This window comes from Streptomyces longhuiensis, from assembly GCF_020616555.1.
Classification (GTDB): Bacteria; Actinomycetota; Actinomycetes; order Streptomycetales; family Streptomycetaceae; genus Streptomyces; species Streptomyces longhuiensis.
On record NZ_CP085173.1, the window covers coordinates 1736810 to 1760197 of the forward strand.

General features: G+C 71.3%; 21 protein-coding genes. 7 read left to right on the plus strand and 14 right to left on the minus strand.

All coding sequences use genetic code 11. From position 1 onward, the window contains the following. Position 1: 1 nt before the first annotated feature. From LGI35_RS08275 to LGI35_RS08295, 5 genes are all read right to left on the minus strand, one after another. Entirely contained in the window at positions 2–262 is a 261-nt protein-coding gene (locus tag LGI35_RS08275) for an acyl carrier protein (protein ID WP_227293245.1), read from the minus strand. 26 nt (positions 263–288) lie between these two features. Beyond that, positions 289–1536 carry a ketosynthase chain-length factor gene (locus LGI35_RS08280; RefSeq protein WP_227293246.1) on the minus strand — a complete coding sequence of 416 codons (1248 nt, stop codon included), beginning with the start codon at positions 1534–1536 and terminating at the stop codon, positions 289–291. Beyond that, positions 1533–2801: a beta-ketoacyl-[acyl-carrier-protein] synthase family protein gene (locus tag LGI35_RS08285; RefSeq protein WP_227293247.1), complete on the minus strand. Its 1269-nt coding sequence runs from the start codon at positions 2799–2801 to the stop codon at positions 1533–1535. Before LGI35_RS08285 ends, LGI35_RS08280 begins: the two co-directional genes overlap by 4 nt. Continuing rightward, positions 2798–3277 (minus strand): cupin domain-containing protein, encoded by a 480-nt coding sequence (locus tag LGI35_RS08290; protein ID WP_227293248.1) that lies wholly within the window; start codon positions 3275–3277, stop codon positions 2798–2800. The genes LGI35_RS08285 and LGI35_RS08290 overlap by 4 nt, the downstream gene beginning before the upstream one ends. Before the next feature lie 68 nt (positions 3278–3345). Then, positions 3346–4470 carry a SchA/CurD-like domain-containing protein gene (locus tag LGI35_RS08295; RefSeq protein ID WP_227293249.1) on the minus strand — a complete coding sequence of 375 codons (1125 nt, stop codon included), beginning with the start codon at positions 4468–4470 and terminating at the stop codon, positions 3346–3348. Between the two features lie 230 nt (positions 4471–4700). Between LGI35_RS08295 and LGI35_RS08300 the strand changes: the two genes are divergently transcribed. After that, positions 4701–6416 carry an FAD-dependent oxidoreductase gene (locus LGI35_RS08300; RefSeq protein ID WP_227293250.1) on the plus strand — a complete coding sequence of 572 codons (1716 nt, stop codon included), beginning with the start codon at positions 4701–4703 and terminating at the stop codon, positions 6414–6416. A gap of 81 nt (positions 6417–6497) precedes the next feature. Here the strand turns inward: LGI35_RS08300 and LGI35_RS08305 are convergent, their stop codons facing one another. After that, the gene (locus LGI35_RS08305) at positions 6498–7250 is read right to left on the minus strand and encodes a class F sortase (RefSeq protein WP_227293251.1); all 753 of its coding nucleotides are present in this window, start codon (positions 7248–7250) and stop codon (positions 6498–6500) included. 249 nt (positions 7251–7499) lie between these two features. Beyond that, entirely contained in the window at positions 7500–8501 is a 1002-nt protein-coding gene (locus tag LGI35_RS08310) for a putative sodium/potassium/calcium exchanger (RefSeq protein ID WP_227293252.1), read from the minus strand. A gap of 713 nt (positions 8502–9214) precedes the next feature. Between LGI35_RS08310 and LGI35_RS08315 the strand changes: the two genes are divergently transcribed. Then, positions 9215–10606: an MFS transporter gene (locus LGI35_RS08315; protein ID WP_227293253.1), complete on the plus strand. Its 1392-nt coding sequence runs from the start codon at positions 9215–9217 to the stop codon at positions 10604–10606. Positions 10607–10749: 143 nt separating this feature from the next. Here LGI35_RS08315 and LGI35_RS08320 read toward each other — a convergent pair whose 3' ends face one another. From LGI35_RS08320 to lnt, 4 genes are all read right to left on the minus strand, one after another. Further along, the gene (locus LGI35_RS08320; RefSeq protein WP_227293254.1) at positions 10750–12693 is read right to left on the minus strand and encodes a helix-turn-helix domain-containing protein; all 1944 of its coding nucleotides are present in this window, start codon (positions 12691–12693) and stop codon (positions 10750–10752) included. Positions 12694–12783: 90 nt separating this feature from the next. Beyond that, a complete protein-coding gene (locus tag LGI35_RS08325; protein WP_227293255.1) occupies positions 12784–13575 on the minus strand; it encodes a 3-hydroxybutyrate dehydrogenase in 792 nt (263 codons plus the stop codon). 55 nt (positions 13576–13630) lie between these two features. Then, on the minus strand, positions 13631–14110 hold the full coding sequence (locus tag LGI35_RS08330; protein ID WP_227293256.1) for an NUDIX hydrolase: 480 nt from the start codon (positions 14108–14110) through the stop codon (positions 13631–13633). 10 nt (positions 14111–14120) lie between these two features. Beyond that, positions 14121–15719: an apolipoprotein N-acyltransferase gene (gene lnt / locus LGI35_RS08335; RefSeq protein WP_227293257.1), complete on the minus strand. Its 1599-nt coding sequence runs from the start codon at positions 15717–15719 to the stop codon at positions 14121–14123. A gap of 226 nt (positions 15720–15945) precedes the next feature. Here lnt and LGI35_RS08340 point away from each other — a divergent pair, with 226 nt between their 5' ends. Beyond that, entirely contained in the window at positions 15946–17016 is a 1071-nt protein-coding gene (locus tag LGI35_RS08340) for an O-antigen ligase family protein (RefSeq protein ID WP_227293258.1), read from the plus strand. 14 nt (positions 17017–17030) lie between these two features. On the opposite strand, the gene LGI35_RS08345 is transcribed toward LGI35_RS08340, so the two are convergent. Both LGI35_RS08345 and LGI35_RS08350 read right to left on the minus strand, forming a co-directional pair. Continuing rightward, positions 17031–17582 carry a hypothetical protein gene (locus tag LGI35_RS08345; protein ID WP_227293259.1) on the minus strand — a complete coding sequence of 184 codons (552 nt, stop codon included), beginning with the start codon at positions 17580–17582 and terminating at the stop codon, positions 17031–17033. Positions 17583–17687: 105 nt separating this feature from the next. Continuing rightward, a complete protein-coding gene (locus LGI35_RS08350) occupies positions 17688–18476 on the minus strand; it encodes a glutamate racemase (protein ID WP_227293260.1) in 789 nt (262 codons plus the stop codon). Positions 18477–18534: 58 nt separating this feature from the next. On the opposite strand from LGI35_RS08350, the gene LGI35_RS08355 reads away from it, so the two are divergent. Continuing rightward, positions 18535–19710, plus strand: coding sequence for a glycosyltransferase (locus LGI35_RS08355; RefSeq protein WP_227293261.1), 1176 nt, complete (start codon positions 18535–18537; stop codon positions 19708–19710). 13 nt (positions 19711–19723) lie between these two features. Here LGI35_RS08355 and LGI35_RS08360 read toward each other — a convergent pair whose 3' ends face one another. Further along, entirely contained in the window at positions 19724–21001 is a 1278-nt protein-coding gene (locus LGI35_RS08360; RefSeq protein WP_227293262.1) for a TerD family protein, read from the minus strand. A 260-nt stretch (positions 21002–21261) separates the two neighbouring features. On the opposite strand from LGI35_RS08360, the gene LGI35_RS08365 reads away from it, so the two are divergent. The 3 genes from LGI35_RS08365 to LGI35_RS08375 all read left to right on the plus strand — a co-directional run bounded on the left by LGI35_RS08365 (position 21262) and on the right by LGI35_RS08375 (position 23348). Beyond that, positions 21262–21699 carry a DUF6643 family protein gene (locus LGI35_RS08365; RefSeq protein WP_116500463.1) on the plus strand — a complete coding sequence of 146 codons (438 nt, stop codon included), beginning with the start codon at positions 21262–21264 and terminating at the stop codon, positions 21697–21699. Positions 21700–21744: 45 nt separating this feature from the next. Then, the gene (locus LGI35_RS08370) at positions 21745–22569 is read left to right on the plus strand and encodes an MOSC domain-containing protein (RefSeq protein ID WP_227293263.1); all 825 of its coding nucleotides are present in this window, start codon (positions 21745–21747) and stop codon (positions 22567–22569) included. A gap of 173 nt (positions 22570–22742) precedes the next feature. Beyond that, positions 22743–23348 carry an Rv1733c family protein gene (locus LGI35_RS08375; protein WP_227300244.1) on the plus strand — a complete coding sequence of 202 codons (606 nt, stop codon included), beginning with the start codon at positions 22743–22745 and terminating at the stop codon, positions 23346–23348. Positions 23349–23388 lie beyond the last annotated feature (40 nt).

Below are 23388 nucleotides of genomic sequence, written 5' to 3' on the forward strand. Positions count from 1 at the left end.
GTCAGGCTCCAGCCTTGAGGGTGCTGTTGACGAGGTCGAGGAACTCGCGGGGCGTCTTGCAGCGCTCCGAGTCCTGGGGAAGCGACGCGCCGTACCGGTTCTCGAGCTCGCCCACGATGCCGAGCAGGCCGAGGGAGTCGAGGCCGACGGCGTCGAACGGGTAGTCCGGCGACTGCTTGAGTTGCTGGGGGTCCACGGTGACTCCGGCCGCCTTCTTCATGAGGCCGGCCAGATCGTCGAAGGTCAGTTCTGCGGTGATCATGCGAGTGTTCTCCTTCCCGCCCGGTCCTACCGGGCGGAGTCGCCACCGCGGCGCACTACCAGCGCCGCGTTGGAGCCCATGAGTCCCCTGCTGAGGACCAGGGCCGTGTGCAGTTCGGCGGGGCGAGCGCGAGACATCACCAGGTCGAGGTCATGGCAGATGTCGAACACGTTGGGGGTGGGGGGTACGAGGCCGTTCTCCATCGCGAACACTGCGGAGACGACATCCAGCACGGGCGCCGCGCAGTAGGCCCGCCCGGTACCGGTCTTGGGTGCCGTGACGGGGACGCGGCTGCCGTGCGCACCCAGGGCGTCGGCGATGGCCAGCGCCTCGGCGCGGTCCGCCTCCGGTACGCCCATGGCGTCGGCGAAGACGACGTCGATCTCCTCCGGGGCGCAGCCCGCCTCGTCGAGGGCGCCCTTGATCGCTCGGGCGAGTCCCTCCCGGGACTCCTCCCAGCGGGAGGCACCGGTGAAGGTGGCCGAGTGGCCGGCCACCACGGCCCGGATGTCCGTCCCCCGTTCGCGGGCGCGGGTCTCGTCCTCGACGACGAGCATCGCGCCGCCCTCGGCGGGCGCGAATCCGCGGGCCCCCTTGGTGAAGGGCAGGTAGGCCCGGTCGGGCTCCTCGGCGGTGCTGAGCTCGGGGTAGCCGAGCTGGCACACCATCGAGTACGGGGCGAGAGGCGCCTCGGCGGATCCGACGACCATGGCGCCGGTTCCGCGCCGTACGGTGCGGGCCGCGTGCGCGATGGCGTCAAGACCACCCGCCTCGTCGCTCGCGACCACTCCGCACGGCCCCTTGAAGCCGCTCCAGATGGAGATCTGTCCGGTGCTCGCGGCATAGAACCAGGCGATGGACTGGTAGGGGCCCACGAATTTGGAGCCCTGACCCCACAGCTTCTGGAGCTCTCGCTGTCCGAACTCACCGCCGCCGGAGCCGGCCGCGGTGACCACGCCGATGGAGTACGGCTCCGCGGGGTTTCCGCGGCCGAGCCCGGCATCGTCGAGGGCGAGCGCCGCAGCGGCCATACCGAAGTGGGTGAACCGGTCCGTCTGGACGAGGAACGGCTCCTCGATGAGATCCGCGGGATCGAAGCCGCGGACCTCACCGCCGACGCGGAGCGGCATGTCCTCGCACCCTTCGCGGGTGATCCGGTCCAGGGCGCCGAGGCCCTCCCGGACGGACTTCCAGTACGCGTCGGCGTGCAGTCCATTGGGCGCGATCACACCGATCCCGGTGATGGCCGCGCCCCGGGCACGTTCACTGCTCATCGTGTCCTCCCACCTGGTTCGGTCAGGAGCACCGCGGACTGGAATCCGCCGAATCCACTGCCGACGGAGAGCACGTTCCGCAGCTTTCGCGGGCGTGCGGTGCGCGGTACGTAGTCCAGGTCGCACTCGGGGTCGGGGGTCTCGTAGTTCGCCGTGGGCGGCACCACCTGGTGCTTCATGGCAAGGACGCACGCGACCACCTCGATCGCGCCGATCGCGCCCAGCGAGTGACCCACCATGGATTTGATGGAGCTCATGGGTGTGTCGTAGGCGTGAGCTCCCAGGGACACCTTGACCGCGGCCGTCTCGTGACGGTCGTTCTGTCTGGTGCCCGAACCATGGGCGTTGACGTAGTCGATCAGCGTGGGGTCGAGGCGGGCCTGGCCGAGCGCGTTGTCGATCGCCCGGGCCATCTCCAGGCCTTCGCTGGTCAGACCGGTCATGTGGTAGGCGTTGCCGTAGGTGGCGTAGCCGCTGAGCTCGCAGTAGATGTGCGCGCCGCGCGCACGGGCGTGCTCGTAGTCCTCCAGGACGAGCACCGCGGCGCCCTCGCCCATCACGAAGCCGTTGCGTTCGGCGTCGAAGGGGCGGGAGGCGTGCTCGGGGTCGTCGTTGTTGGGCGACGTCGCCTTGATGGCGTCGAAGCACGCCATCGTGATCGGGGAGATCGGCGAGTCCGACGCCCCGGCGATGCAGATGTCGGCGCGGCCTTCCGCGATGGTGTGGAAGGCGTAGCCGACCGCGTCGAGCCCGGAGGTGCAGCCGGTGGAGACCGTCTGCACCGGGCCGTGGGCGCCGAACTGCTCGGCGACGACCGAGGCGAGTGTGCTCGGCGAGAACGCCATGTGCAGTTTCGGTTCGGCCGCGCGGTGGTCCACGTCCCACCGCTTCCCACCCTCGCTGACCAGCACGTAGTCGCGCTCCAGGCGGGTGGTGCCGCCGATGGCACTGCCGAGGGACACCCCGATGCGCCAGGGGTCCTCGACCCCGGTGTCGAGGCCGGAGTCCTTGACGGCTTCGTCGGCGGCGATGACCGCGAACTGGATGTATCTGTCGGCGTGTTCGACCAGCTCCGGGTCGAGGCCGTGCGCGACCGGGTCCAGGTCGCACTCGGCGGCGATGCGTGAGCGCAGGCCCACCGGGTCGAAGAGCGTGATGCCGCGGGTCGCGGTACGGCCGTTGGCGAGAAGGTCCCAGAACGCTCCCGCCCCGATACCGCCCGGGGCGACTACACCGACTCCGGTGACCGCCACCCGCCGGGTCACGTTATGGCCCCACTACGCTCGGACGACCGTCCGTGTCCTGGCGCGGTCAGGTCCGGGCCACCGGTGATGAACCCGGGTCCGGCCTCGGCGCCCTCGGTCTCCTCCGTGTCGACGTGGCCGAGGCTGGGGCGCGGGGCGAGCGGTCCGAGGTGGAAGACCATACGGGCCTCCACGTCGCCGACGTTGCGGAAGCGATGCCGCACGTTGATCGGGATCAACAGGCCCTGGTCCGGGCGGAGTTCATGCGTCTCGCCGTCCAGGTCCACCTCGAGGGCGCCGTTGACGACGTAGACGAACTCCTCCGAGTACGGGTGGTAGTGCTCGCCGATGCGCTCGCCGGGCTGGACGAGGGCCAGGCCCATGAAACCGCTGGTGGAGCCGACCGTCGCGGGCGTGAGCATCGCCCGCAGGTCACCTCCTCGCCGGCGGTTGGGTTCGGTCTCGCTCAAGTCCACGATGCGTGGATTCTTGGTCATGCTTGATACCTCCGGGTGCGGCGGTGGCGTCCGGGGCAGCGCGCCCACGGACACCCCGCGGTTGTCCGTCAGGAACCCGCCGAGCTGCGGTCGGTGATGGGCATCATGTCGGCGTGCGACAGGAGCCGGTTGATGTTGCGCTCCGTCTGCAGGGAGCCCTCGACGCCGATCGCTGCGCCGTCGAGGAGCCGCTCGAGCTCCTCGCTCTTCTTCGCGCCCTTGAGGCCGAGGGAGGCGACGGGGTCGCTGTCGAGCTCACCGGTGATGTCGATGAGGCGCACCACGATGTCGTCGCGCTGGAAGACGGTGCTGCCGTACACCGGATTGCCCGGCTCGTCCGCCGCCGCCGCGTCCTGCTCGGCCAGCAGCCGGGCCAGGTCCATCCCGCGGCCCTTCTTGGCCGGGTAGTACAGGGCGTGTCGCCGCAGGTCGCGCGGTACCGGAACGTCCGACACCACGTGATGGACGGCCGGGAGCGCGGCCCGGGTGAAGAAGACGCGCGCCGAATCGGCGTCGGTCAGGTCCCGGTCCTGCTCGAGGTAGGGGTTGATCGCTTCCTCGACCGCCCGCACCTCGGGCTGGCGGGCGACGTGACGCAACGCGGCGAGGAGATCGCCCTCCACCTCCACTGCACGCACGACGCGGTTGCCGTGCATGAAGAGCGAGGTGCGGCGCAGGCGCGTGGTGTCGTCGACCTGGGCCTGGGGCGACTGATAGCCGGCCAGGATCTCCGCGACCTTCGACTCGGAGCCCGGCTTGACGGTGAAGGTGAGGGCGTGGCGCGCCGCGCCGTCACCCACACGGGCCGCCACCGCGTTCGCCGCCGCCGGTGCCGGCGTGACCGGCTCGGCGGGGTTGGTCTCCCGGAGGATGCTGTAGCGCATCGACCGGGTGTCCTTGACGCAGTTGTGCATCGGCCTGACGGTCTCGACGTGCTCCTCGCTGTTCACCCAGGCGAGGAAGGGCGGGGCGCTCTCCCACTCGCTGGTGATGAGCCACTGCGAAGGGTTCTCGATCGACTGGCACAGCTGGTCACTGAGATGACCGGGCACGGACGCGACCTGATTGCGCATGTGCTCGTACGCGTCCAGGAACTGCTGCTGGGCTCCCTCGTACAGATCGAGCAGGAGGATCACCCGCAACCTGGAGCCGTCGAAGGCCGACTGCGATATGCGTCCTGAGATGGGGGTCATACGGCACACCTCTCCTCTTCTTCACAGAAGATCAGGAACGACCACCGCGTCCGAAATGCCGGGGTCGCCATGAGCCGATCGTCGATCGGGCCACCGGAGGGCGCGATCCGCGGGCGCCGTACGGGTGAGCGAGGCACCCATCCGGGCTCTCCAGGGGGCGAAGCGACGCGGGGAGGCATGGACTGTGGTCCAACCCCCGACTCACCCGTGGCTGCGGCTGGAGGCAATCAATGAACCGATCGGAAGAGCCCCTCGAGGGCGCTCAGCACGTGCCGGTGCTCATAGTCGGCGGCTCCCTGGTGGGCTTGTCGACCTCGCTGTTCCTGGGGCGTCTCGGCGTCCCGCACATGCTCGTGGAGCGCCACTCGGGCACGTCGATCCACCCCCGCGGGCGCGGCAACAACGTGCGCACGATGGAGTTGTTCCGGGTGGCCGGAATCCAGCAGCGCATCGAGGACGCCGCATCGGTCCTGGCCGACAACCACGGCATCCTCCAGACGCCGACCCTGGTGGGCGACGCCGGCGAGTGGCTGTTCAAGGAGATCGACCCCGGTGGCGGGCTCGCCCGCTTCAGCCCCGGCGGATGGTGCCTGTGCAGCCAGAACGACCTCGAACCCGTCCTCCTGGAGAGCGCGCGGGAGCTGGGCGGGGACCTGCGGTTCCACACCGAACTGATGTCGTTCGAGCAGGACGCCCAGGGTGTGACCGCGCAGCTCAAGAGCCGCGACACGGGCGAGCACACCACCGTCCGGGCGGACTACCTCGTCGCGGCGGACGGCCCGCGCAGCCCCATCCGCGAGCGGCTCGCCATCGGGCAGAGCGGCCCGGGCGACCTGTTCCACAACGTGAGCATCACGTTCACCTCGCGGGGCCTCGCGGACGCCGTCGGCGACCGGCGCTTCATCGTCTGCTACCTCACGAACCCGGAGGCCGACGGCGCTCTGCTGCCGGTCGACAACCGTGAGCACTGGGTGTTCCACGCTCCCTGGCACCCCGAGAACGGCGAGACGCTCGAGGAGTTCACGGACGAGCGCTGCACGGAACACATCAGGCGGGCCACCGGAGTCCCTGACCTCGATGTGCAGATCACCGGCAGGGCCGCCTGGCACGCCGCCGAGCGGGTCGCCGAACGGTACTCGGACGGCCGGGTGTTCCTCGCCGGCGACTCGGCCCACGAGATGTCCCCCACCGGGGCGTTCGGTTCCAACACCGGTATCCAGGACGCGCACAACCTCGCCTGGAAGCTGGCCGCCGTCCTCGGCGGCTGGGCCGGCCCCGGTCTGCTGGAGTCCTACGACCTGGAGCGCCGGCCGGTCGCGGAGGCGACGAGCGCCCGCGCCTCGACGCGCTCGGTCGAGCACAGCCACCCGGGATACACCCCCAACCCGGAAGCCGGCGGACCCGGCGGTCCGGGAGCGGGTGGCCCCGGCGGACCCGGCGGACCCGGAGCAGGCGGCCCCGGCGGCAAGAAGGGCGGAATCCTCAATGTGGCGCTGGGCTACCGCTATCCGCGCGGCGCGGTCCTCGGCGCCGACCCGGCGATGCCGGTCGTACCCGAGGGAATGCGGCTGACCGGCGAGCCCGGGAGCCGCGCGCCCCACATGTGGCTGAACCGCGCCGCCACCCGGGTCTCCACGCTCGACCTGTACGAGCGGTCGCTGGTGCTCCTCAGTTCGGGGGACGGCGACGGCGCGTGGCACGACGCGGCCACGGACGTCGCGCAACGGATGGCCGTGCCGCTCGACTCGTACCGCATCGGCAGTGGGCCCGACGCGGAGCTGTCCCCCGTGGGCGACGTGGACTGGGCGGAGACCCACGGTGTCGCCCCGGAGGGTGCGGTCCTCGTCCGCCCCGACGGGTTCGTCGCGTGGCGGTCCGAAGGTCCGTCGGCGGATCCCGGCAAGGAACTGCGGAACGCCCTCGCGGAAGTCCTGGACCGGGACTGACAACCTCCGCCCGCCGGGACGAGAGACGGACAACTCCCGTCTCGGCGGCATCGGACGAGAGACAGACAACTCCCCCCGTCCTCAGACGAGATGGGCGAAGACCACCAGGTTGTCGGTGTAGTCCTTCTTGACGTGGTCGTACACCCCGGTGCAGGTGATCAGCCGGACCTGCGCCTCAGGCGTGTCCCCGTACACGCGCTCGTTGGGGAAGGCGTTCTTCGCGAACGTCTCGGCGCTGTCGACCACGAAGGTGGCCGAGCGCGAGTCGTCCCTCTTGACGGTGAAGGTGTCCCCGGGCTTCAGAGCCCTGAGGTTGGCGAACACCGCGGCCGACGTCTTCGTGTCGACATGCCCGGCGATGATCGAGGTACCGGTCTCGCCCGGGGACACGCCGTCGGCCATCCAGCCGACCAGGTTCGTGTCGGCGGCGGGCGGCGGCTGCAGCTGGCCCGTGGGGCCGATGGCGAGCTCGGTGAAGGGGGCGTCCACGCCGATCTTCGGGATGAGCAGCCGCGTGGGCTTGGCCCGCGGCAGATGCTTTCCGACGGGCTCCACGGGTGCCGCGGGCGCTGCGGGCGGCTCGGACGGCGCGGGCATCATGGGGGGCTCGGACGGCGCGGGCGGCACGGCGTCCGAGGACGGCTCGTACGCCACCGCGGGCGGCCGCGCCGCACCGGAGGAATCAGAGGTGTCCGACGACGTCTCATTACCGCCGAACAGACTCACCGCCAGGACGACGATTCCGACGGACCACACGATCCAGGCGCCGATGCGGGATCGGCGCCCGGGCGGCACGGACTCGGTCTGATCGGGGGAAGGCAACCGGGCTGCCATCTGGCACCACCTCACTGGAACGACGAGCAGATCGGGAACAGCACAAGAAGTCGGGAACGGCACGAAGAAGATCGGGATCGGCACGAGAAGTTCGGGATCGGCAAAAGGGTCCGCCAACAGCACAAGCGCGGTCCGACGGGACCGCGCAGCCAGGTCGGGAGCTTCAAGAGGGATCTACACAAAAGAGAAGGCAGCCGGGCCGCCGCGACGTGTTGACGCGGCGGCCCCGGCCGCTATGACGGGCACCGGTCAGGACGCTTCGGATGCGCGCTTACGGCGCATCGCGAACGCGCCGGCCGCGGCGACCGCGAGGACCGCCACGCCGCCTGCCGTGACACCCGCACCGGACGTGGCGAGCCCGCCGCCACCGGTGTGCATGCCGCCGCTGGGCTTGCCGTGGCCGGAGCCGTAGCCGGAGCCGGAGCCGGAGCCGGAGCCCCACGAGTCCTTGCCGTAGCCCTCGTCGTCCTTCTTGTAGCTCTCCGGGTCGTACTTCTCCTTGTCCTTGGTCCAGTCGTCGTCGTTCAGCAGGGTGAGGGCGCCACCACCGGCGTGCACGCCACCACGCGGCTTGCCGTGGTCGTCGCGCTCCTTGCCGTAGCCGCCGTCGCCACGCTCCTTGCCACCCCGGTCACCGTGCTCGTCCTTGCCGTAGCCGGAACCGTGCTCGTCCTTGCCGCCCCGGCCGCCGTGCTCGTCCGAGTCGCCCTTCTTGTTCTCGTCCTTGCTCCAGTCGTCACCCTTCACCATGGAGAGGGCGCCACCACCGGTGTGCATGCCACCACGCGGCTTGCCGTGGCCCGAGCCGTAGCCGCCGTCGCCACGCTCCTTGCCACCCCGGTCACCGTGCTCGTCCTTGCCGTAGCCGGAACCGTGCTCGTCCTTGCCGCCCCGGCCGCCGTGCTCGTCCGAGTCGCCCTTCTCGTTCTCGTCCTTGTTCCAGTCGTCGTCGTTCAGCAGGGTGAGGGCGCCACCACCGGCGTGCACGCCACCACGCGGCTTGCCGTGGCCCGAGCCGTAGCCGCCGTCACCACGCTCCTTGCCGTAACCGTGGTCTTCCTTGCCGGAGCCGCGGCCTTCCTTGCCGGAGCCGTGCTCGTCCTTGTGGTTGCTGCTCTTGTCGTGCTCCGCGCTGTAGGAAGAGTCATCGTTGTCCCAGTCGCCTGCGGCGGCGGCGAACGCACCAGGAGCAGCGATGGCGAGTGCGGCCGTAGCCGTCGCGGTAGCGAGGAGCATGCGGGCAGTACGCATCGTCGTAGTCCTTCCGCCACGGCCGAGCCACTGACGCTTTGTCAGCTCGAATTACTCGGCCCCGACCTCATCACCGTCAGCCACATGCAGCCCACACACCACTCGAACCGCCGCAGGGTTTTTGGCCGCGTCGCCACCCGATCGGCCTCCAACGGCTCAACCCGGGTGCAGGTCACAGATCCTGACCAGGCATTTCGTCATATGGTTCCCTTTGCTTCCGGCTCGTGGATCGCTTCGGGCACAACCCGATCGGCCCCGACACGATTGCGCGCATCTTCCTCATCCGGACCAGCGGCCCGGCGCACCCCGATCGCTGACGACGGGTCCGGTCCTTCCGCCCTTATCGCTGACACCCAGTCCGATCCGGCCAACACCTCATCGGCGATGAGGCGTCCGACCCGCGCCCGCCCAGATGCCTGACGACGGGTCCGGTGCCGGCCGTCATCCCTGACGACGCATCCGACCCCCGCGCCCTCGCCGCTGACGATCAGTCTGATCCGTCTGGCCCAGCGACCGGGGAGGGCCATGGGCGTCGCGCTGTCGCGACACGCCGACGCGCAATGGACTTGACGCTGCTCACCGTCTCCTCATGGTGGCTCCCCGCATAGCACCGACCAAAACTATGGTGCCCCACCACATGTGCCGTTGACCTGCGTCTTTCTACCTTGTGCCGACACGTACCCGTCCCCGCCCAACGCCTGGAAGTGGTCCACATGGCCTCCGCAGCAACCGCTCCCCCACCGCCCGCGAGCCTCCGGCGGATCGTCGCCGCGAGCCTCATCGGCACCACGATCGAGTGGTACGACTTCTTCCTCTACGGCTCCGCCGCCGCACTGGTCTTCAACAAGCTGTTCTTCCCCAACACCGACCCGCTCGTCGGCACGCTCCTCTCGTTCCTGACGTACGCTGTCGGCTTCGCGGCGCGGCCCCTCGGCGCGCTGGTCTTCGGGCACTACGGCGACCGGCTCGGCCGCAAGAAGCTGCTGGTCCTGAGCCTGCTCATGATGGGCGCGGCGACGTTCGCGATCGGCCTCCTGCCGACCTACGGCACGGTCGGCGTGGCCGCTCCCGTACTGCTCACCGTCCTGCGCCTGATCCAGGGCTTCGCGCTCGGCGGCGAGTGGGGCGGTGCCGTGCTCCTCGTCTCCGAGCACGGGGACGCCAAGCGGCGCGGTTTCTGGGCCTCCTGGCCGCAGACCGGAGCGCCCGCGGGACAGCTGCTCGCCACCGGCGTGCTCTCCCTGCTGACCGCGCTCATCTCCGACTCCGCCTTCACCTCGTGGGGCTGGCGCATCCCGTTCCTGCTGTCCGGCGTCCTCGTCATGGTCGGACTGTGGATACGTCTCTCTGTCGATGAGTCACCTGTCTTCAAGGAGGCGCTGGCCCGGGCCGAGGCACGCAGGGCCGCGCGGGGCGACGCGAGCGAGAAGACGCCGCTCGTCGCCGTGCTGCGCCACCACTGGCGCGACGTCCTCGTCGCCATCGGCGCCCGCATGGCCGAGAACATCAGCTACTACGTCATCACCGCCTTCATCCTCGTGTACGCCACCACCTCGGCCGGCGTCTCCAAGCAGACCGCGCTGAACGCCGTACTCATCGCGTCCGCCGTACACTTCGCGGTCATCCCGGCCTGGGGCGCGCTCTCCGACCGGGTCGGGCGCAGGCCCGTCTATCTGCTCGGGGCCGCGGGCGTGGGCCTGTGGATGTTCCCCTTCTTCTCGCTCATCGACACCGGGGGCTTCGGGAACCTGATCCTCGCCGTGACCGTGGGCCTCGTCCTGCACGGGGCGATGTACGCACCGCAGGCGGCCTTCTTCTCCGAGATGTTCGCGACGCGGATGCGCTACTCGGGCGCCTCCATCGGCGCGCAGTTCGCCTCGGTCGCCGCCGGAGCGCCCGCGCCGCTCATCGCCACCGCGCTCCTCGCGGACTACGGCAGCTCCACCCCGATCGCCCTGTACGTGATCGCCGCCGCCGTCCTGACGCTGATCGCCGTGGGCGTCGCGAAGGAGACCAGGCACCGCGACCTGGCCCAGATCGAGGAGGACGGCACCGCCGACGAGACGTCGGCCACGGCCCGAACGGCGGACGCCCGCACCGCCTGACCCGGCCACCGCTCCCCCGGCCCCCGTACGCACCCCGCGTACGGGGGCCTTGCCGTCACACAACACACGACACACTGAGCACTGAGCACTGAGCACAGAGCAGCGCGACCCGCAACCGCGACCAGCTACCCGCGACCCGCCCGTCAACCCGCTGTCGCCCCGGCCAACCGGTGCAGCCGCAGCGCGAGTTGGATCTCCAGAGCACGCGCCGGCGACTGCCAGTCCGGGCCGAGCAGGCGCCCTATTCGCTCCAGGCGCTGCGCCACCGTGTTCACGTGCACATGCAGCGTGTCCTTGGTGCGGGCCGGGCTCATGCCCGAGGCGAAGTACGCGTCGAGCGTGCGCACGAGGTCGGTCCCCCTGCGCCGGTCGTACGTCACGACCTCACCCATGGTGCGTTCGACAAACCCGGAGATGTCCCGGCTTTCCGCGAGGAGCAGGCCCAGGAAGCCGAAGTCCTCCGCGGCCGCGCCCTCCCCCGCTCTGCCGAGCAGGCGCAGGGCGTCCAGGCAGCGCTGCCCCTCCGCGTAGGCCGCGGCGACGGTGTCGGTGCGGTCGGCCAGGTCCTCCACGGGGGCCGACGCGCCGACCGTCACCTGCTCGTGGACCGCGGAGGAGAGGTGCTTGGCGGTGCGGCGGGCGAGGTCGGAGGCCCGGTCCGCGGCGCTCAGGGGAAGCAGCAGGACCGTTCCCCCGTCGCGCGCGGCGGCGAGCCCGTGCCGAGTGGCGGCGAGGTGGGACGCGGCGGACCACAGGCGGCGCCGTGCGGCGGCCTCATGTTCGGCGTCGGCGCCCGGGGTCTCCAGGCGCGCGGCCAGCACCACATGGGTGGCGTCCAGGTCGGCGTGCAGCCGCGCGGCGCGCTCCCGCAGCAGTCGCGGGTCCCGGTCCCGCGCGTCGAGCAGATCGTCCAGCAGCTCACCCCGTACGCGCTGTTCGGCCTCGGACGCGGAGCGTCGGGCGAGCAGCAGGAGCGAGGTGACCATCGCGGCGCGCTCCAGGGTGCGCTGGTCGACGGGGTCGAGACCCGGGTGGCCGCGCAGCACGAGCGCGCCGAGGAGTTCGCCGCCCGCCGCGACGGCGGCGACCCAGTCGTCCCCGTCCCGCACGGCGTGCCCGTCGGCGCGCGAGGCGTCGAGGGGTTTGTCGGGGGCGGTGACCACGTCGGCGAACTCCACCGTCCCGTCGAGGACTTGGGACACGGCGGCCGCCACGTCGTGGACGCCGCCGCCCCGCAGGACGAGTTCGGCGAGGCGGTCGTGGACGTCGGACGCGCGCTCGATGACGTCGCCGCGGTCCCGGATGATCTCGTTGGCGCGCTCCAGCTCGCCGAGCGCCTCCCTGGTCTCGGAGAGCAGGTTCGCGGTGTCGATGGCGGCCGCGGCGAGCGCCGCGAACGAGCCGAGCAGCGCGATCTGCTCCCGCTCGAAGACCCGAGCGCGCCGGTCCGCGGCGAACAGCACGCCGATGACATGGGGGCCGAGCATCAGAGGCACGCCCAGGATGGCGACGAGCCCCTCGTCGTGGACACCCGTGTCGATGGTGCGCGTGTGCTTGAAGCGGACGTCCTGGGCGTAGTCCGCGGTGACGTAGGGCCGGGCGGTCTGGGCGACGAGTCCGCCGAGGCCCTCGCCCATGCCGAGCCTGAGCTGCTGGAAGCGCGCGGCGACGGAGCCCTCGGTGACGCGCATGTAGGTGTCGCCCCTGGCCGGGTCGTTCAGCGTCAGATAGGCGACGTCCGTGCCGAGGAGGGAGCGGGCGCGCTGCACGATGGCCTGGAGGACGGCGCTCAGGTCGCGCAGGCCCGCGAGATCGTGCGCGGTCTCGAAGAGCGCGGACAGCTCCGCCTCGCGGCGGCGCCTGTCTTCGAGGTCGGCACGGACGCGCAGGGCGAGCCCCTTGGCGTGTTCGAGGGCGTCGATCCGCCCCGGTGGCTCGCCCTCGGCGCGGGCGACCAGCACGGGCTGTTCGTAGGCGTCGGCGGACGCGCCCCGGGCGAGGAGCTCGAGGAACGGTGCCTCGGCACTCGATGCGGGGCGTTCAGAGCCTGCGGGGCCCGACGGGGACTGTGCTGGATCGTGCGACATGCTCAACAGGATTACCCGTCGTACGGCCGGCCCCGCCAGCCCTGTGGACAACTCAGTGGATCAGACAATCGGCGCCACCCGCGAGGGTGATCAGTGCGCGGTCCAGCCGCCGTCCAGGACGAGCGACGTCCCGGTGATGAAGGAGGCCCGCGGGCTGCAGAGATACGCGACCGCCTCGGCGACCTCGTCGGGTTCGATGAGCCGCTTGAGCGCGCTGTCCTGGAGCATGACCTCGGCGAGGACCCGCTCCTCGGGGATGCCGTGGGCGGCGGCCTGGTCGGCGATCTGCTTCTCGACCAGCGGCGTGCGGACGTAGGCGGGGTTCACACAGTTCGAGGTCACGCCGTGCGGAGCGCCTTCGAGCGCGGCGGTCTTGGAGAGCCCTTCGAGGCCGTGCTTGGCGGCGACGTACGCGGACTTGAACGCGGACGCGCGCAGGCCGTGGACCGAGGAGAGGTTCACGATGCGCCCCCAGCCCTGCTGGTACATGTGCGGCAGGGCGCCGCGGATCAGGCGGAAGGGTGCCTCCAGCATCACCGTCAGGACGGTGTGGAAGACGTCGGGCGGGAACTCCTCGATGGGGCGGACCAGTTGGATGCCCGCGTTGTTGATCAGGATGTCGGCGCCCGCGGCGCACTCCTCGGCCGCGTCCAGGTCGGTGAGGTCGAGGACGCGCGGCTCGATGCCGCCCGGGGTGGCGCCGGCCTGCTCGGCGAGCGCGTCGAGGCCCTCCCGGTCCCGGTCGACCGCTCTCACCTTGGCCCCGGCCGCGGCGAGCCGCAGCGCGCAGGCGCGGCCGATGCCGCCTGCGGCGCCGGTGACGAGTGCGATGCGGCCGCCGAGATCGAGCGGCGCGGTGAGGGGTGCGTTGGGCGCGGTCATGCTCCGCACCCTAGGCAGCGCTCGCGCCCCGCCCGATGTGGTCAGCACCCATACTTCAGCGCTCGGACGTGGTCTCGAACCATGTCGGCCCGTCGGAGGCCGCCTGCTTGATCCGGAGCAGACAGAAGTCGCCCAGCGGCGGCAGCGAGTCCAGCTCGAACCAGGCCACCTCGAGGGACTCGTCGTCGTTGACCCGGGCCTCGCCGCCGGTCGCCCGGCACCGGAAGGACGTGTCCGTGAACTGGCACCGGTCGCCGTTCGGGTACGTCACCGGCTTGAGGGTCTTCACCAGGACGACGCGCTCGGCCACGCACTCGACGCCCGTCTCCTCGTACACCTCGCGTACGGCGGCTTCGGCGGGCTGCTCCCCCGGCTCCGGGATTCCGGCTAGGACCGCCCACTTTCCGGTGTCGGCGCGGCGCCCGAGGAGCACCCTGCCGGCGTCGTCGAAGACGACGGCGCTGACGCCGGGCAGCACGAGGAGCTGGTGGCCGACGCTGGCCCGGATCTTGCGGATGAACTCTGGGGTAGCCATGCCTGCGACCTTATCCGGCGGCGGACCCGCTCCGGCGGGAGCGCAGCGCGGCCCAGCCGAGACCGCCCACGCCGATGGCCACGAGCAGCAGTTCCGGCCATCCGCCCAGGCGGGTGGCGAGGGTCAGCGAGGTCCGCTTGGGCACGTCGGCGACCAGGGTGTCGGCGACGAACATGCCGGTGTGCTGGGCGACGGATCCGTCGGGCCTGATGATCGCGCTGACGCCGCTCGTCACCGGCACCATCACGGCGCGGCCGTGCTCCACGGCGCGCACCCGGTCCATGGCGAGCTGCTGGTAGGTCATCTGGCTGCGGTCGAAGGTGGCGTTGTTGCTGGGCACGGAGAGGATCTGCGCGCCCGCCTGCACCTGGTCGCGCACGACGGAGTCGAACGCGGCCTCGTAGCAGGTCACCGGCCCGATCCTGGTGCCCGCCATGTCGAAGACGACCGGCTTCTTGCCTGCCACGAAGTTGCCCGCGCGGTCGACGTCCTTGCTGAAGATGCGGAAGAAGCTCCGGTAGGGCATGTACTCGCCGAACGGCTGGAGCTGCCGCTTGTCGTAGACGGTGCCGGGGCCCGTCTTCGGATCCCAGAGGATCTGCCGGTTGCGGGGCGTGCCGTCCTTGGCGGTGACGACGGCGCCGACGGAGATGGGCGCGCCGACGGCCTTGGCCGCCTTGTCGATCTCGGCGTACGCGTCGGGGTTGACGTAGGGGTCGATGTCCGAGGAGTTCTCGGGCCACAGCACGAGGTCGGGCTTCTTGACCTGGCCCGCCTCGATCTTCGTGGCCAGCTTCATCGTCTCCCGTACGTGGTAGTCGAGCACGGCCCGGCGCTGGGAGTTGAAGTCGAGGCCCATACGCGGCACGTTGCCCTGGATGACGGCCACGCGCGCGGTGCCCGCTTCCGCCGCGGTGGAGACGAGGGGCGCCGCGACGGCTCCCGCGATGACGGGCGCGACGGTGAACGCGGCGGCGACGGCCACGCCCCGGTCACGTACACCGCGTACGTCCTTGAGGCGCAGCGCGAGAGCGGCGAGGCCGAAGCCGCACAGGACGACCGCGAAGCCCAGGAGCGGGGTGCCGCCCAGCGACGCGAGCGGCAGGAACACGCCACTGGGCTGACCGAACGCGACCTTGCCCCAGGGGAAGCCGCCGAAGGGGAAGCGGGCCCGCAGCGCCTCGTCCGCGATCCACACGCCCGCGGCCCACAGCGGCCACAGCGGCAGCCGTGAGACATAGGCGATGCCGAGTCCGGCCAGGGCCATGACGAGCGATTCGGCGAGGGCGAGAGCCAGCCACGGCAGCGGCCCGACGTCGACGCCGGTCCAGGACAGGAGCGGCACGAGGAAGCCGAGGCTCATGAGGAAGCCGAGGCCGAATCCGGCGCGCATCCGCCGCCCGTGGACGGACGCTCCGAAGAGCGCGAGGGCCAGGGGCGCGAGCCACCACAGCTCACGGGGCGGGAAGCCGACGTACAGCAGCACTCCGGAGAGCACCGCTGCGGCGGCCGGAGCGATCCGTCGTGGCAGGCGGGCCCGGCGCGAGGCGGGCGCCGACTGCGGATCGAGCTGTTCCGGCTCGTCTACGGAGGTTGCGGTGGCGGTCACTCGGGGAGTGTACGGCGGGTCACCTGCCGGGCGACACGGCGGTCCGCGGGGGTCGCGCCGGCCCCGCCGGAGCACCCCGCGCAGCATCGTTCCTGCGCAACCCGTGCACAAACCGGTGCATCAGCCGTTACGGTGTGCCCCGAGTCCCCGAGGAACGGTCGTATCCGGCCATGACGCTCGGGGCCCGTCACAGTCGGGGGGCGACGGGGTGGTGGGGACCACGGGGATGTCGTCGACGGCCGGTCCGTCGGCGGAGTACGAGCGGCGCAATGTCGCCGACGCGGCGGGCGTCTTCGCGCTCGGAGCGTGCGCCGCCTGGTCGCTGATCACCGCGACCGCCCGCGCGGGCAGGCCTGAGGGCGTGCTCCTGGCGGTGCTCGCGGTGGCGGCGGGTTATGCGTGCGGCCGGATCTCCGGCGCGCTGTCACCCATGGCGGCGCCCTGCGCGGCGGCCTTGGCGGGACTTGGGCTCGCGCTCGCGTCCCCGCACGCCGTGCCCGCGCCCGACACGGGCTCTCCGCTCGGCCGCACCGGCGCGACGGCCGCGCTCCTGGCGCTGTCCACCGGGGCGGCGTGCTGCGCGGCCTGGGCGGCGCAGCGTCCACCGGTGCGCGCGGCCCTGTTCCTGCTGGCGGGCGGCACGGTCGCGGCTGCCGCCGCCGTCGGGTCGGTCGCTGGTGTCACCGCGTGCGCGGGAGTGCTGCTGTGCTCCCTCGCCTCGGTCAGGATGCGGCGCCACAGGGGGCTCGGCCTCGCCGGTCTCGGCGTCGTGACGGGGCTGGTGACCGGTCTTTCCCTGGCACTGCTGAAGGGCGCACTGCCCTCGGGGCTCACCGCTTCCCTGGAGGGGCAGCTCTCGCAGCACCGGATCCTTCTGTGGCAGGACGCGCTGCGCCAGGCCGAGTCCGATCCGGGCCTCGGCGTGGGCCCCGGCCGCTTCGGGGAGCTCAGCCCCACGGTCGGCGAGACGCTTCTGCCCGACGGCAAGCCGCACTCCGCCCCGCTCCAGCAGGCCGCCGAGCAGGGACTCGTAGGCGTCTGCCTGCTGGCCGCGGTGTTCTGCTGGCTCCTGTACGTCCTGTGGCGGTCGGCGCGCTCCACGCCGGTGGTCCTGACGGCGGGCGCGGCGCTGACCGCTCTCGCCGGTCTGGCGACGCTCGGCAACGCCCTGAGCTTCACCACCGTCACCGCGGGCGCGGGCCTGCTCGCGGGGGTGGCGACGGCGAGACCCTGGGGCGACGAGCCCTCGGACAGCACTACGGCCGCCCCGGTACGTGTCCGGGGCGGCCGTGTGTAAGTGTGCGAGCGCCGTCAGGCCACGGGGCCCATCGAGGTCGGCTTGAGCCGGTCGTGGATGGCGCGGACCGCGGACTCGGCGTTGTCCACGGTCACCGTGAACTTCCTGCCGTCGACCATGATCAGCACGACGCCCTCACCGCGCCGGACGATGACGGCCGTGCCCTGCTCGGGGCGCCAGCGGTATCCCCAGCCGCCCCATTGGCGGGGCGTGACACGGGGTTCGAACTCGGCTCCCACCACATGGGCGAGCAGGATGCGGCGGCGTGGCACTCCTATGTGGCCGCACCGCACTTCCAGGTAGTCCTTGTCGACCTTCACGGCCACGTGGACGAAGGCAAGGGTCCCGAAGAGGATCAGAAGACCTGCGGCGATGCAGCCGACCACCGACATCACCAGCGCGGCGATACCGGAAGTCCACTGGGAAGCCACGGCGAGCTCGATGCCGAGCGCCACACACGCGGCTCCGCCCAGCGCTGCCAGCCACTGCACGCGATTGTGTGCACGGCCTGTCCAGATCTCGGGGGCGACGGACGCGCGCCGCTCACTACCGGAGTGGTCCCTCATGGAACTGAGACTACGCATGTTCCTCGGTGAAGGCACTGTGCCGCGGAGAGTGATTGCCCAGAGCCCCAAAACTCCTGGGCCGTGCCCGAAATCCGGGCGCCGCCGTCACTGTGCGTGGCTGACGGCGGCCTGGAGCAGCCGGCCTTCCGCGTACGCGAGTGCGGCGGGCGGCAGCGCGGAGGTGCGGCCGCTGAGGATGACGGTGAGGGCGCCCTGCGCACCGCTCTCGGCGTCGAGCCCGGCGCCGATCCTGCGCAGTGCCTGCGCGGCGACGGCCCCGGCGCTGCCGTGCAGGACGAGCGGCGGCATGCCGGGCTGCTGGACGGCGGCGCGGATGCGTTCCGCCACGAGTTCGTAATGGGTGCAGCCCAGGACCACGGCACTTACATCGGTCGGGGTGAGCGCAGCGGCGGCCGCGATCGTCCTGTCGATGGCGTCCTCGTCCGCGTACTGCACGGCGTCGGCGAGACCCGGGCAGGGCACCTCGGTGACCTCGACCCCGTCCGCGAAGTCCCGGATCAGTCCCCGCTGGTAAGGGCTTCCGGTGGTGGCGGGAGTGGCCCAGATGGCGACGGGTCCGGCGCCGGCCGCGGCCGGCTTGATCGCGGGGACCGTGCCGATGACCGGGATGCCGGGTTCGAGGCGGGCCCGCAAGGCCGGCAGGGCATGGACCGAGGCGGTGTTGCAGGCCACGATCAGCGCCTCGGGACGGTGCTCCGCGGCGGCCTCGGCGACGGCCAGGGCCCGTTCGGTGACGTCCTGCACGCTGCGCGGCCCCCAGGGCATCCCGCCGGGGTCGGAGGACAGGACGAGATCGGCGTCGGGCCGCAGGCGCCGTACCGCGGCGGCGGCCGCGATGAGTCCGATTCCCGAGTCCATCAGCGCGATCTTCACCCGGAAACCATAGACGATGCCCCTCGCACCAAGGGTGCGGTGGGGCAGACTGCGGCGGATGGACGCCGTTGTGTGGATGACCGCAGCATCGCTTGCCGCGTGGGTGTGGTTGCTGATCGGACAGGGCTTCTTCTGGCGTACGGATCTGCGTCTGCCCCCGCGCACGGACCCTTCCGAGTGGCCCTCGGTGTGTGTCGTCGTCCCTGCGCGGGACGAGGCGGCCGTGCTTCCGGAGAGCCTGCCCTCGCTCCTCGCGCAGGACTACCCGGGGCGCGCCGAGATCTTCCTGATCGACGACGGCAGCACGGACAGCACCGGAACCCTGGCCGGGGAGCTGGCCCTGCGCCACGGCGGGCTGCCGCTCACGGTCGACTCGCCGGGCGAGCCGCCGACCGGCTGGACCGGCAAGCTGTGGGCGGTGCGGCACGGTATCGGCCTGGCACGCGCGCGTGACCCCGAGTTCCTGCTCCTCACCGACGCCGACATCGCGCATGAGCCCGACAGCCTGAGGGAGCTGGTGGCCGCGGCCCGTGCGGGTGGGTTCGACCTCGTCTCGCTGATGGCGCGGCTGCGCGTGGAGAGTGTGTGGGAGCGGCTCGTCGTCCCGGCCTTCGTGTACTTCTTCGCCCAGCTGTACCCGTTCCGCCGGATCGCACGGAAGGGATCGCGCACGGCGGCCGCGGCCGGCGGCTGCGTGCTGCTGAGCGCCGAAGCCGCCGACCGCGCCGCGGTCCCCGACTCGATCCGGCACGCCGTCATCGACGACGTCGCGCTCGCCCGGGCGGTGAAGGGCTCCGGAGGTCACATCTGGCTGGGCCTCGCCGACCGCGTCGACAGCGTGCGTCCCTACCCGCGGCTCGGCGACCTGTGGCGCATGGTGTCGCGCAGCGCCTACGCCCAGCTGCGGCACAACCCGCTGCTCCTCGCCGGGACCGTGGCCGGGCTTGCGCTCGTCTATCTGGCGCCGCCGGTCGCGCTCGTCGCCGGACTGGCCACAGGCCATGGGCTCATCGCACTGCTCGGCGGGCTCGCCTGGCTGCTGATGACGGCGACGTACATCCCGATGCTGCGTTATTACGTGCAACCGCTGTGGCTGGCGCCGCTGTTGCCGGGTACCGCGTTCCTGTATCTCCTCATGACGGTCGACTCCGCCGTGCAGCACTACAGGGGGCGAGGTGCGGCCTGGAAGGGGCGTACGTACTCCAGGCCGGACCCCGCGCCGGAGCGGCAGTAGCGGACTGGGGCGGCTACTTTCTGCCGGGCGTCCAGTTCATGCCCCACCCGTAGGCGTGATCGACGGTGCGCTGCGGACTCACGCCGCGCTCGGGCACGAGGTAGCGGGCCTCGCGCTGCACGGTCAGGTCGCTGCCCGTGTTGGTGATCAGCGCGAGCGCGCACACCGTGGACGGGACCGTGCACTCGTCCAGGGAGAAGTCGACGGCCGCGCCGAACTGGGGCTGGAGCGTGACGGTCGCGTGCAGGTCGGCGAAGCTGCGGGCGCCTTCGTAGATGGTGACGAAGATGAGGACGCGCCGCAGCTCGTTCTTGTGGTCGAGGTTGATCGTCAGGTTCTCGCCGCTGGAGACGGCACCGGTGCGGTCGTCGCCGTCGAGGTGGATGTACGGCGGGCGGTTCAGGGCGCCGAAGGCGTTGCCCAGTGCCTGGACGACACCCTTGCGTCCGTCGGTGAGTTCGTAGAGGGCACACAGGTCCAGGTCGAGGTCCGCGTGCTGCGCGACGGCGCGGCCCAGCTTGCTGCCCCACCCCTTGAACTGCTTGCGCACCTCCCAGTTGAGGTTCACGCGCATCGAGCCCGACGTGCCGCCCTGCTTGGCCAGGGAGACGGAAGGAGCGGCCTTGGTGAGCGTCACCTTGGTCAGGCGGACGGGCTGCTGCGGGGGTGCGGCGGGGGGCGGCGGCGCGGTGACGGGGGCCGCGACCGGCGGTGCAGGGGCGGGCGTGACCGCGGGCGTGGGTGCGGGTGTCGGCGCGGGTGTCTGGGGTTCGTCGACCGTGATTCCGTAGTCACCGGCGAGGCCCGCCAGACCGGTGCCGTACCCCTGGCCGACGGCGCGGAACTTCCAGGCGCCCTGGCGCCGGTAGAGCTCGCCGAGGACGAAGGCGGTCTCCACGCTCGCGTCGGCGCTGTCGTAGCGCGCGATCTCGGCGCCGTCCGCCGCGTCGAGGACCCTGATGTACAGCCCGGGGACCTGCCCGAAGGAGCCGCCGTCCGCCGACGCGGCGAGCACCACGTTCTCGATCGCGGGCTCCACGCGCGCGAGGTCGACCGAGATCGTGTCGGTCACCTGGCCGTCCGCGCTCCGCTTGCCCTCGTGACGTACGGCCCCCGAGGCGTGCGCCGGCTGGTTGTAAAAGACGAAGTCCGCGTCCGACCGGACCTTTCCGGCGACGAGCAACAGCGCGGACGCGTCCGCGTCGGGCACCCCCGCGCCTGAACGCCACCCCAATTCGATCCGCACGGCCGACGCCGGCACGACGACATTCGAACCTTTAGACATTGGCATGTCCGCCCCCAACAGAGATCTCCGGCTTCCTGGTCAACCTATTCCCCGCGACCGAAAGCGGCACAGGGGCACGCGGTTGATGATCACTGGCCAACCGCCGGTAACCCACCGAGAACTCGCCTTTACACGATCCGAACGCTGAACGACGACCGATTTTGCCAAGTTCGCTCGCATTGGGGATCTCGCGTCACTGCCGACACGCAAAACAACCCTCTTATCGGTCTCCCCAACCAGCACATCGTGGGCTTAACTTATGTGCCATGACCTCCCCCCGCTCCACCTATGGCGGCGGTTACTACTCCGCGCCGTCCTTCCCGGACACTCCGATCTACGACTCCCTCGTCGCAGAGCGGGGCACACCCCAGATCGCCCCGATCCGGGTTCCTGCCATGTACGACACCGGCAGTCATCTGCCCGCGCTCCCGTCCGCGCTTCCCGCGCTGCCGGCCGCGCCCTCCGCACCCATGCCCCAGTACGGTTACGCGACCCCGCAGCAGGCGCCTCTCCAGCACGCGCCGGCGCCGTACATCCCGCAGCAGGCCTCCGGGCCCCGCGGCTACGCGGGCATGCAGCAGCCGCAACAACAGCAGCAGCGCCCGGCGCCCGGCACCGGCTACGAGGCCATGCGCCCCGCGGCGCCCCGCCCTGCCGCGCCCTACGAGGATCCGTACAACCGTCAGCAGTACCGCGGTTATTGATCTCCCGGACATGGGGCTGTCCGTGCCTGCTGGCAGGATGGCCCCATGCCGAATGCCTCGCTTCGTTCGATCCACATACACCCACTGAAGTCGGTTCGGGGGCACGCGCCGCGCGAGGCGGCCGTGGAACCGTGGGGTCTTGCAGGAGACCGCCGGTGGGTGCTCATCGACACCTCGGGCAAAATCGTCACCCAGCGCCAGCACCCGCGCCTCGCGCTCACGTCGGCCGAGATCCCGGACGGTGACGGTCTGCGCATGTCGGCCCCCGGCCGCGCGCCCCTGACCGTGCCGGTGCCCCGGCCCGCCGGGACGACCACGGTGAACATCTTCGGGGACAAGGTCGAGGCCGTACTCGCCGACGACGCGGCGCACGCCTGGTGGAGCGCGCAACTGGAAGCCGACGTGCGACTCCTCCACCTCGACGACCCGGCGACGCGACGCCCCATCGACCCCGAGTACGCGAAGCCCGGCGAGACGGTCAGCTTCGCCGACGGGTATCCGCTGCTGCTCACCACCCTGTCCTCCCTGGACGCCCTCAACTCGCTCATCGCGCAGGGTGATCACGCGGACGAGGGCCCGCTGCCCATGAACCGCTTCCGGCCGAACGTCGTGGTGGACGGCACCGCGCCCTGGGCGGAGGACGACTGGTCACGCATCGCCATCGGCGCAGTCACGTTCCGTATCACCAAGAAGTCCGGCCGCTGCGTGGTGACCACCACGAACCAGTCGACTTCGGAGCGTGGCAAGGAGCCGCTGCGGACGCTCGCCCGCCACCGCCGCTTCGGTGACCAGCTGTGTTTCGGGACGAACCTGGTCCCGGAGACGACCGGGACCGTCCGGATCGGTGACGCGATCACGATCCTGGCCTGACTCCTGGCCGCGCGGGGAACCCCGCGCCGGATCACGGTCGTTGGAGCACAATGGAAAGGCGGGGACAGGCGGAGAGCTTCGTCGAGTGGGGTGATTTCGCTCTCTCTTCGCCCCACCTGCGCGTGAGCCGTGCCGTTCACGGTTAAGACGGACGCGGAAGGGGGTGCTTGGCTGTGCGGGCAATCGCCGGACTCTGGCGGTGGCGGCACAATCCGCTGCGCCGCGCGACCGACCTCGCGGAGGCCTGGGTCGCGCTGGTGGCGGTGCTGCTCATCGTCGTTGTCGCACCGATCATCGGCGTCACGACGGGATCCCTGGCACAGGGCGCCTTGATGCAGTCGGTCCAGGAGCAGCACAAGAACCGCCGGGAGGTTGCCGCCACGGTCGTGCGGAAGCTGGCCCAGCCGCCGCTGGACTCCGACCCCGAGACATCCACGGCGAGAGACGCGCACAGCAGGGTCGTCGCCCACTGGAAGGCACCCGACGGCGCCCACCGCACGGGCCGCGTCCTGTCGAGCCTCAAGACCCCGCATCCGGGCGACCGGTTCCCGCTGTGGGTCGACGGCACGGGTCAGGTCGTGGGCCGCCCGCTGGACAACGCGACGGCGACAACTCACGCCGCGCTGGCCGGATTCGGGACGGCGGCGGCCGCGGCGGGGCTCGTCGAGGGCGCCCGGCGCCTGATCGTGTGGCGCATGGTCCGCCGCCGGTACGACCGTTGGGACCGCGCCTGGGACAAGGCGGGCCCGGACTGGGGCAGGACAGGGACCGGCAGCTGACCGGCCTTCCGCTCCGGTCAACTCATCGGCTGCGCGCACG

Coding starts and splice junctions, on each gene's coding strand:
- LGI35_RS08280 (WP_227293246.1), bottom strand. CDS start 1,536: ATGAGCAGTGAACGTGCCCGGGGCGCGGCCATCACCGGGATCGGTGTG.
- LGI35_RS08305 (WP_227293251.1), bottom strand. CDS start 7,250: ATGGCAGCCCGGTTGCCTTCCCCCGATCAGACCGAGTCCGTGCCGCCC.
- LGI35_RS08355 (WP_227293261.1), top strand. CDS start 18,535: ATGGACGCCGTTGTGTGGATGACCGCAGCATCGCTTGCCGCGTGGGTG.
- LGI35_RS08320 (WP_227293254.1), bottom strand. CDS start 12,693: ATGTCGCACGATCCAGCACAGTCCCCGTCGGGCCCCGCAGGCTCTGAA.
- LGI35_RS08275 (WP_227293245.1), bottom strand. CDS start 262: ATGATCACCGCAGAACTGACCTTCGACGATCTGGCCGGCCTCATGAAG.
- LGI35_RS08340 (WP_227293258.1), top strand. CDS start 15,946: ATGTCGTCGACGGCCGGTCCGTCGGCGGAGTACGAGCGGCGCAATGTC.
- LGI35_RS08290 (WP_227293248.1), bottom strand. CDS start 3,277: ATGACCAAGAATCCACGCATCGTGGACTTGAGCGAGACCGAACCCAAC.
- LGI35_RS08360 (WP_227293262.1), bottom strand. CDS start 21,001: ATGCCAATGTCTAAAGGTTCGAATGTCGTCGTGCCGGCGTCGGCCGTG.
- LGI35_RS08300 (WP_227293250.1), top strand. CDS start 4,701: ATGAACCGATCGGAAGAGCCCCTCGAGGGCGCTCAGCACGTGCCGGTG.
- LGI35_RS08295 (WP_227293249.1), bottom strand. CDS start 4,470: ATGACCCCCATCTCAGGACGCATATCGCAGTCGGCCTTCGACGGCTCC.
- LGI35_RS08325 (WP_227293255.1), bottom strand. CDS start 13,575: ATGACCGCGCCCAACGCACCCCTCACCGCGCCGCTCGATCTCGGCGGC.
- LGI35_RS08315 (WP_227293253.1), top strand. CDS start 9,215: ATGGCCTCCGCAGCAACCGCTCCCCCACCGCCCGCGAGCCTCCGGCGG.
- LGI35_RS08330 (WP_227293256.1), bottom strand. CDS start 14,110: ATGGCTACCCCAGAGTTCATCCGCAAGATCCGGGCCAGCGTCGGCCAC.
- LGI35_RS08310 (WP_227293252.1), bottom strand. CDS start 8,501: ATGCGTACTGCCCGCATGCTCCTCGCTACCGCGACGGCTACGGCCGCA.
- LGI35_RS08370 (WP_227293263.1), top strand. CDS start 21,745: ATGCCGAATGCCTCGCTTCGTTCGATCCACATACACCCACTGAAGTCG.
- LGI35_RS08345 (WP_227293259.1), bottom strand. CDS start 17,582: ATGAGGGACCACTCCGGTAGTGAGCGGCGCGCGTCCGTCGCCCCCGAG.
- LGI35_RS08365 (WP_116500463.1), top strand. CDS start 21,262: ATGACCTCCCCCCGCTCCACCTATGGCGGCGGTTACTACTCCGCGCCG.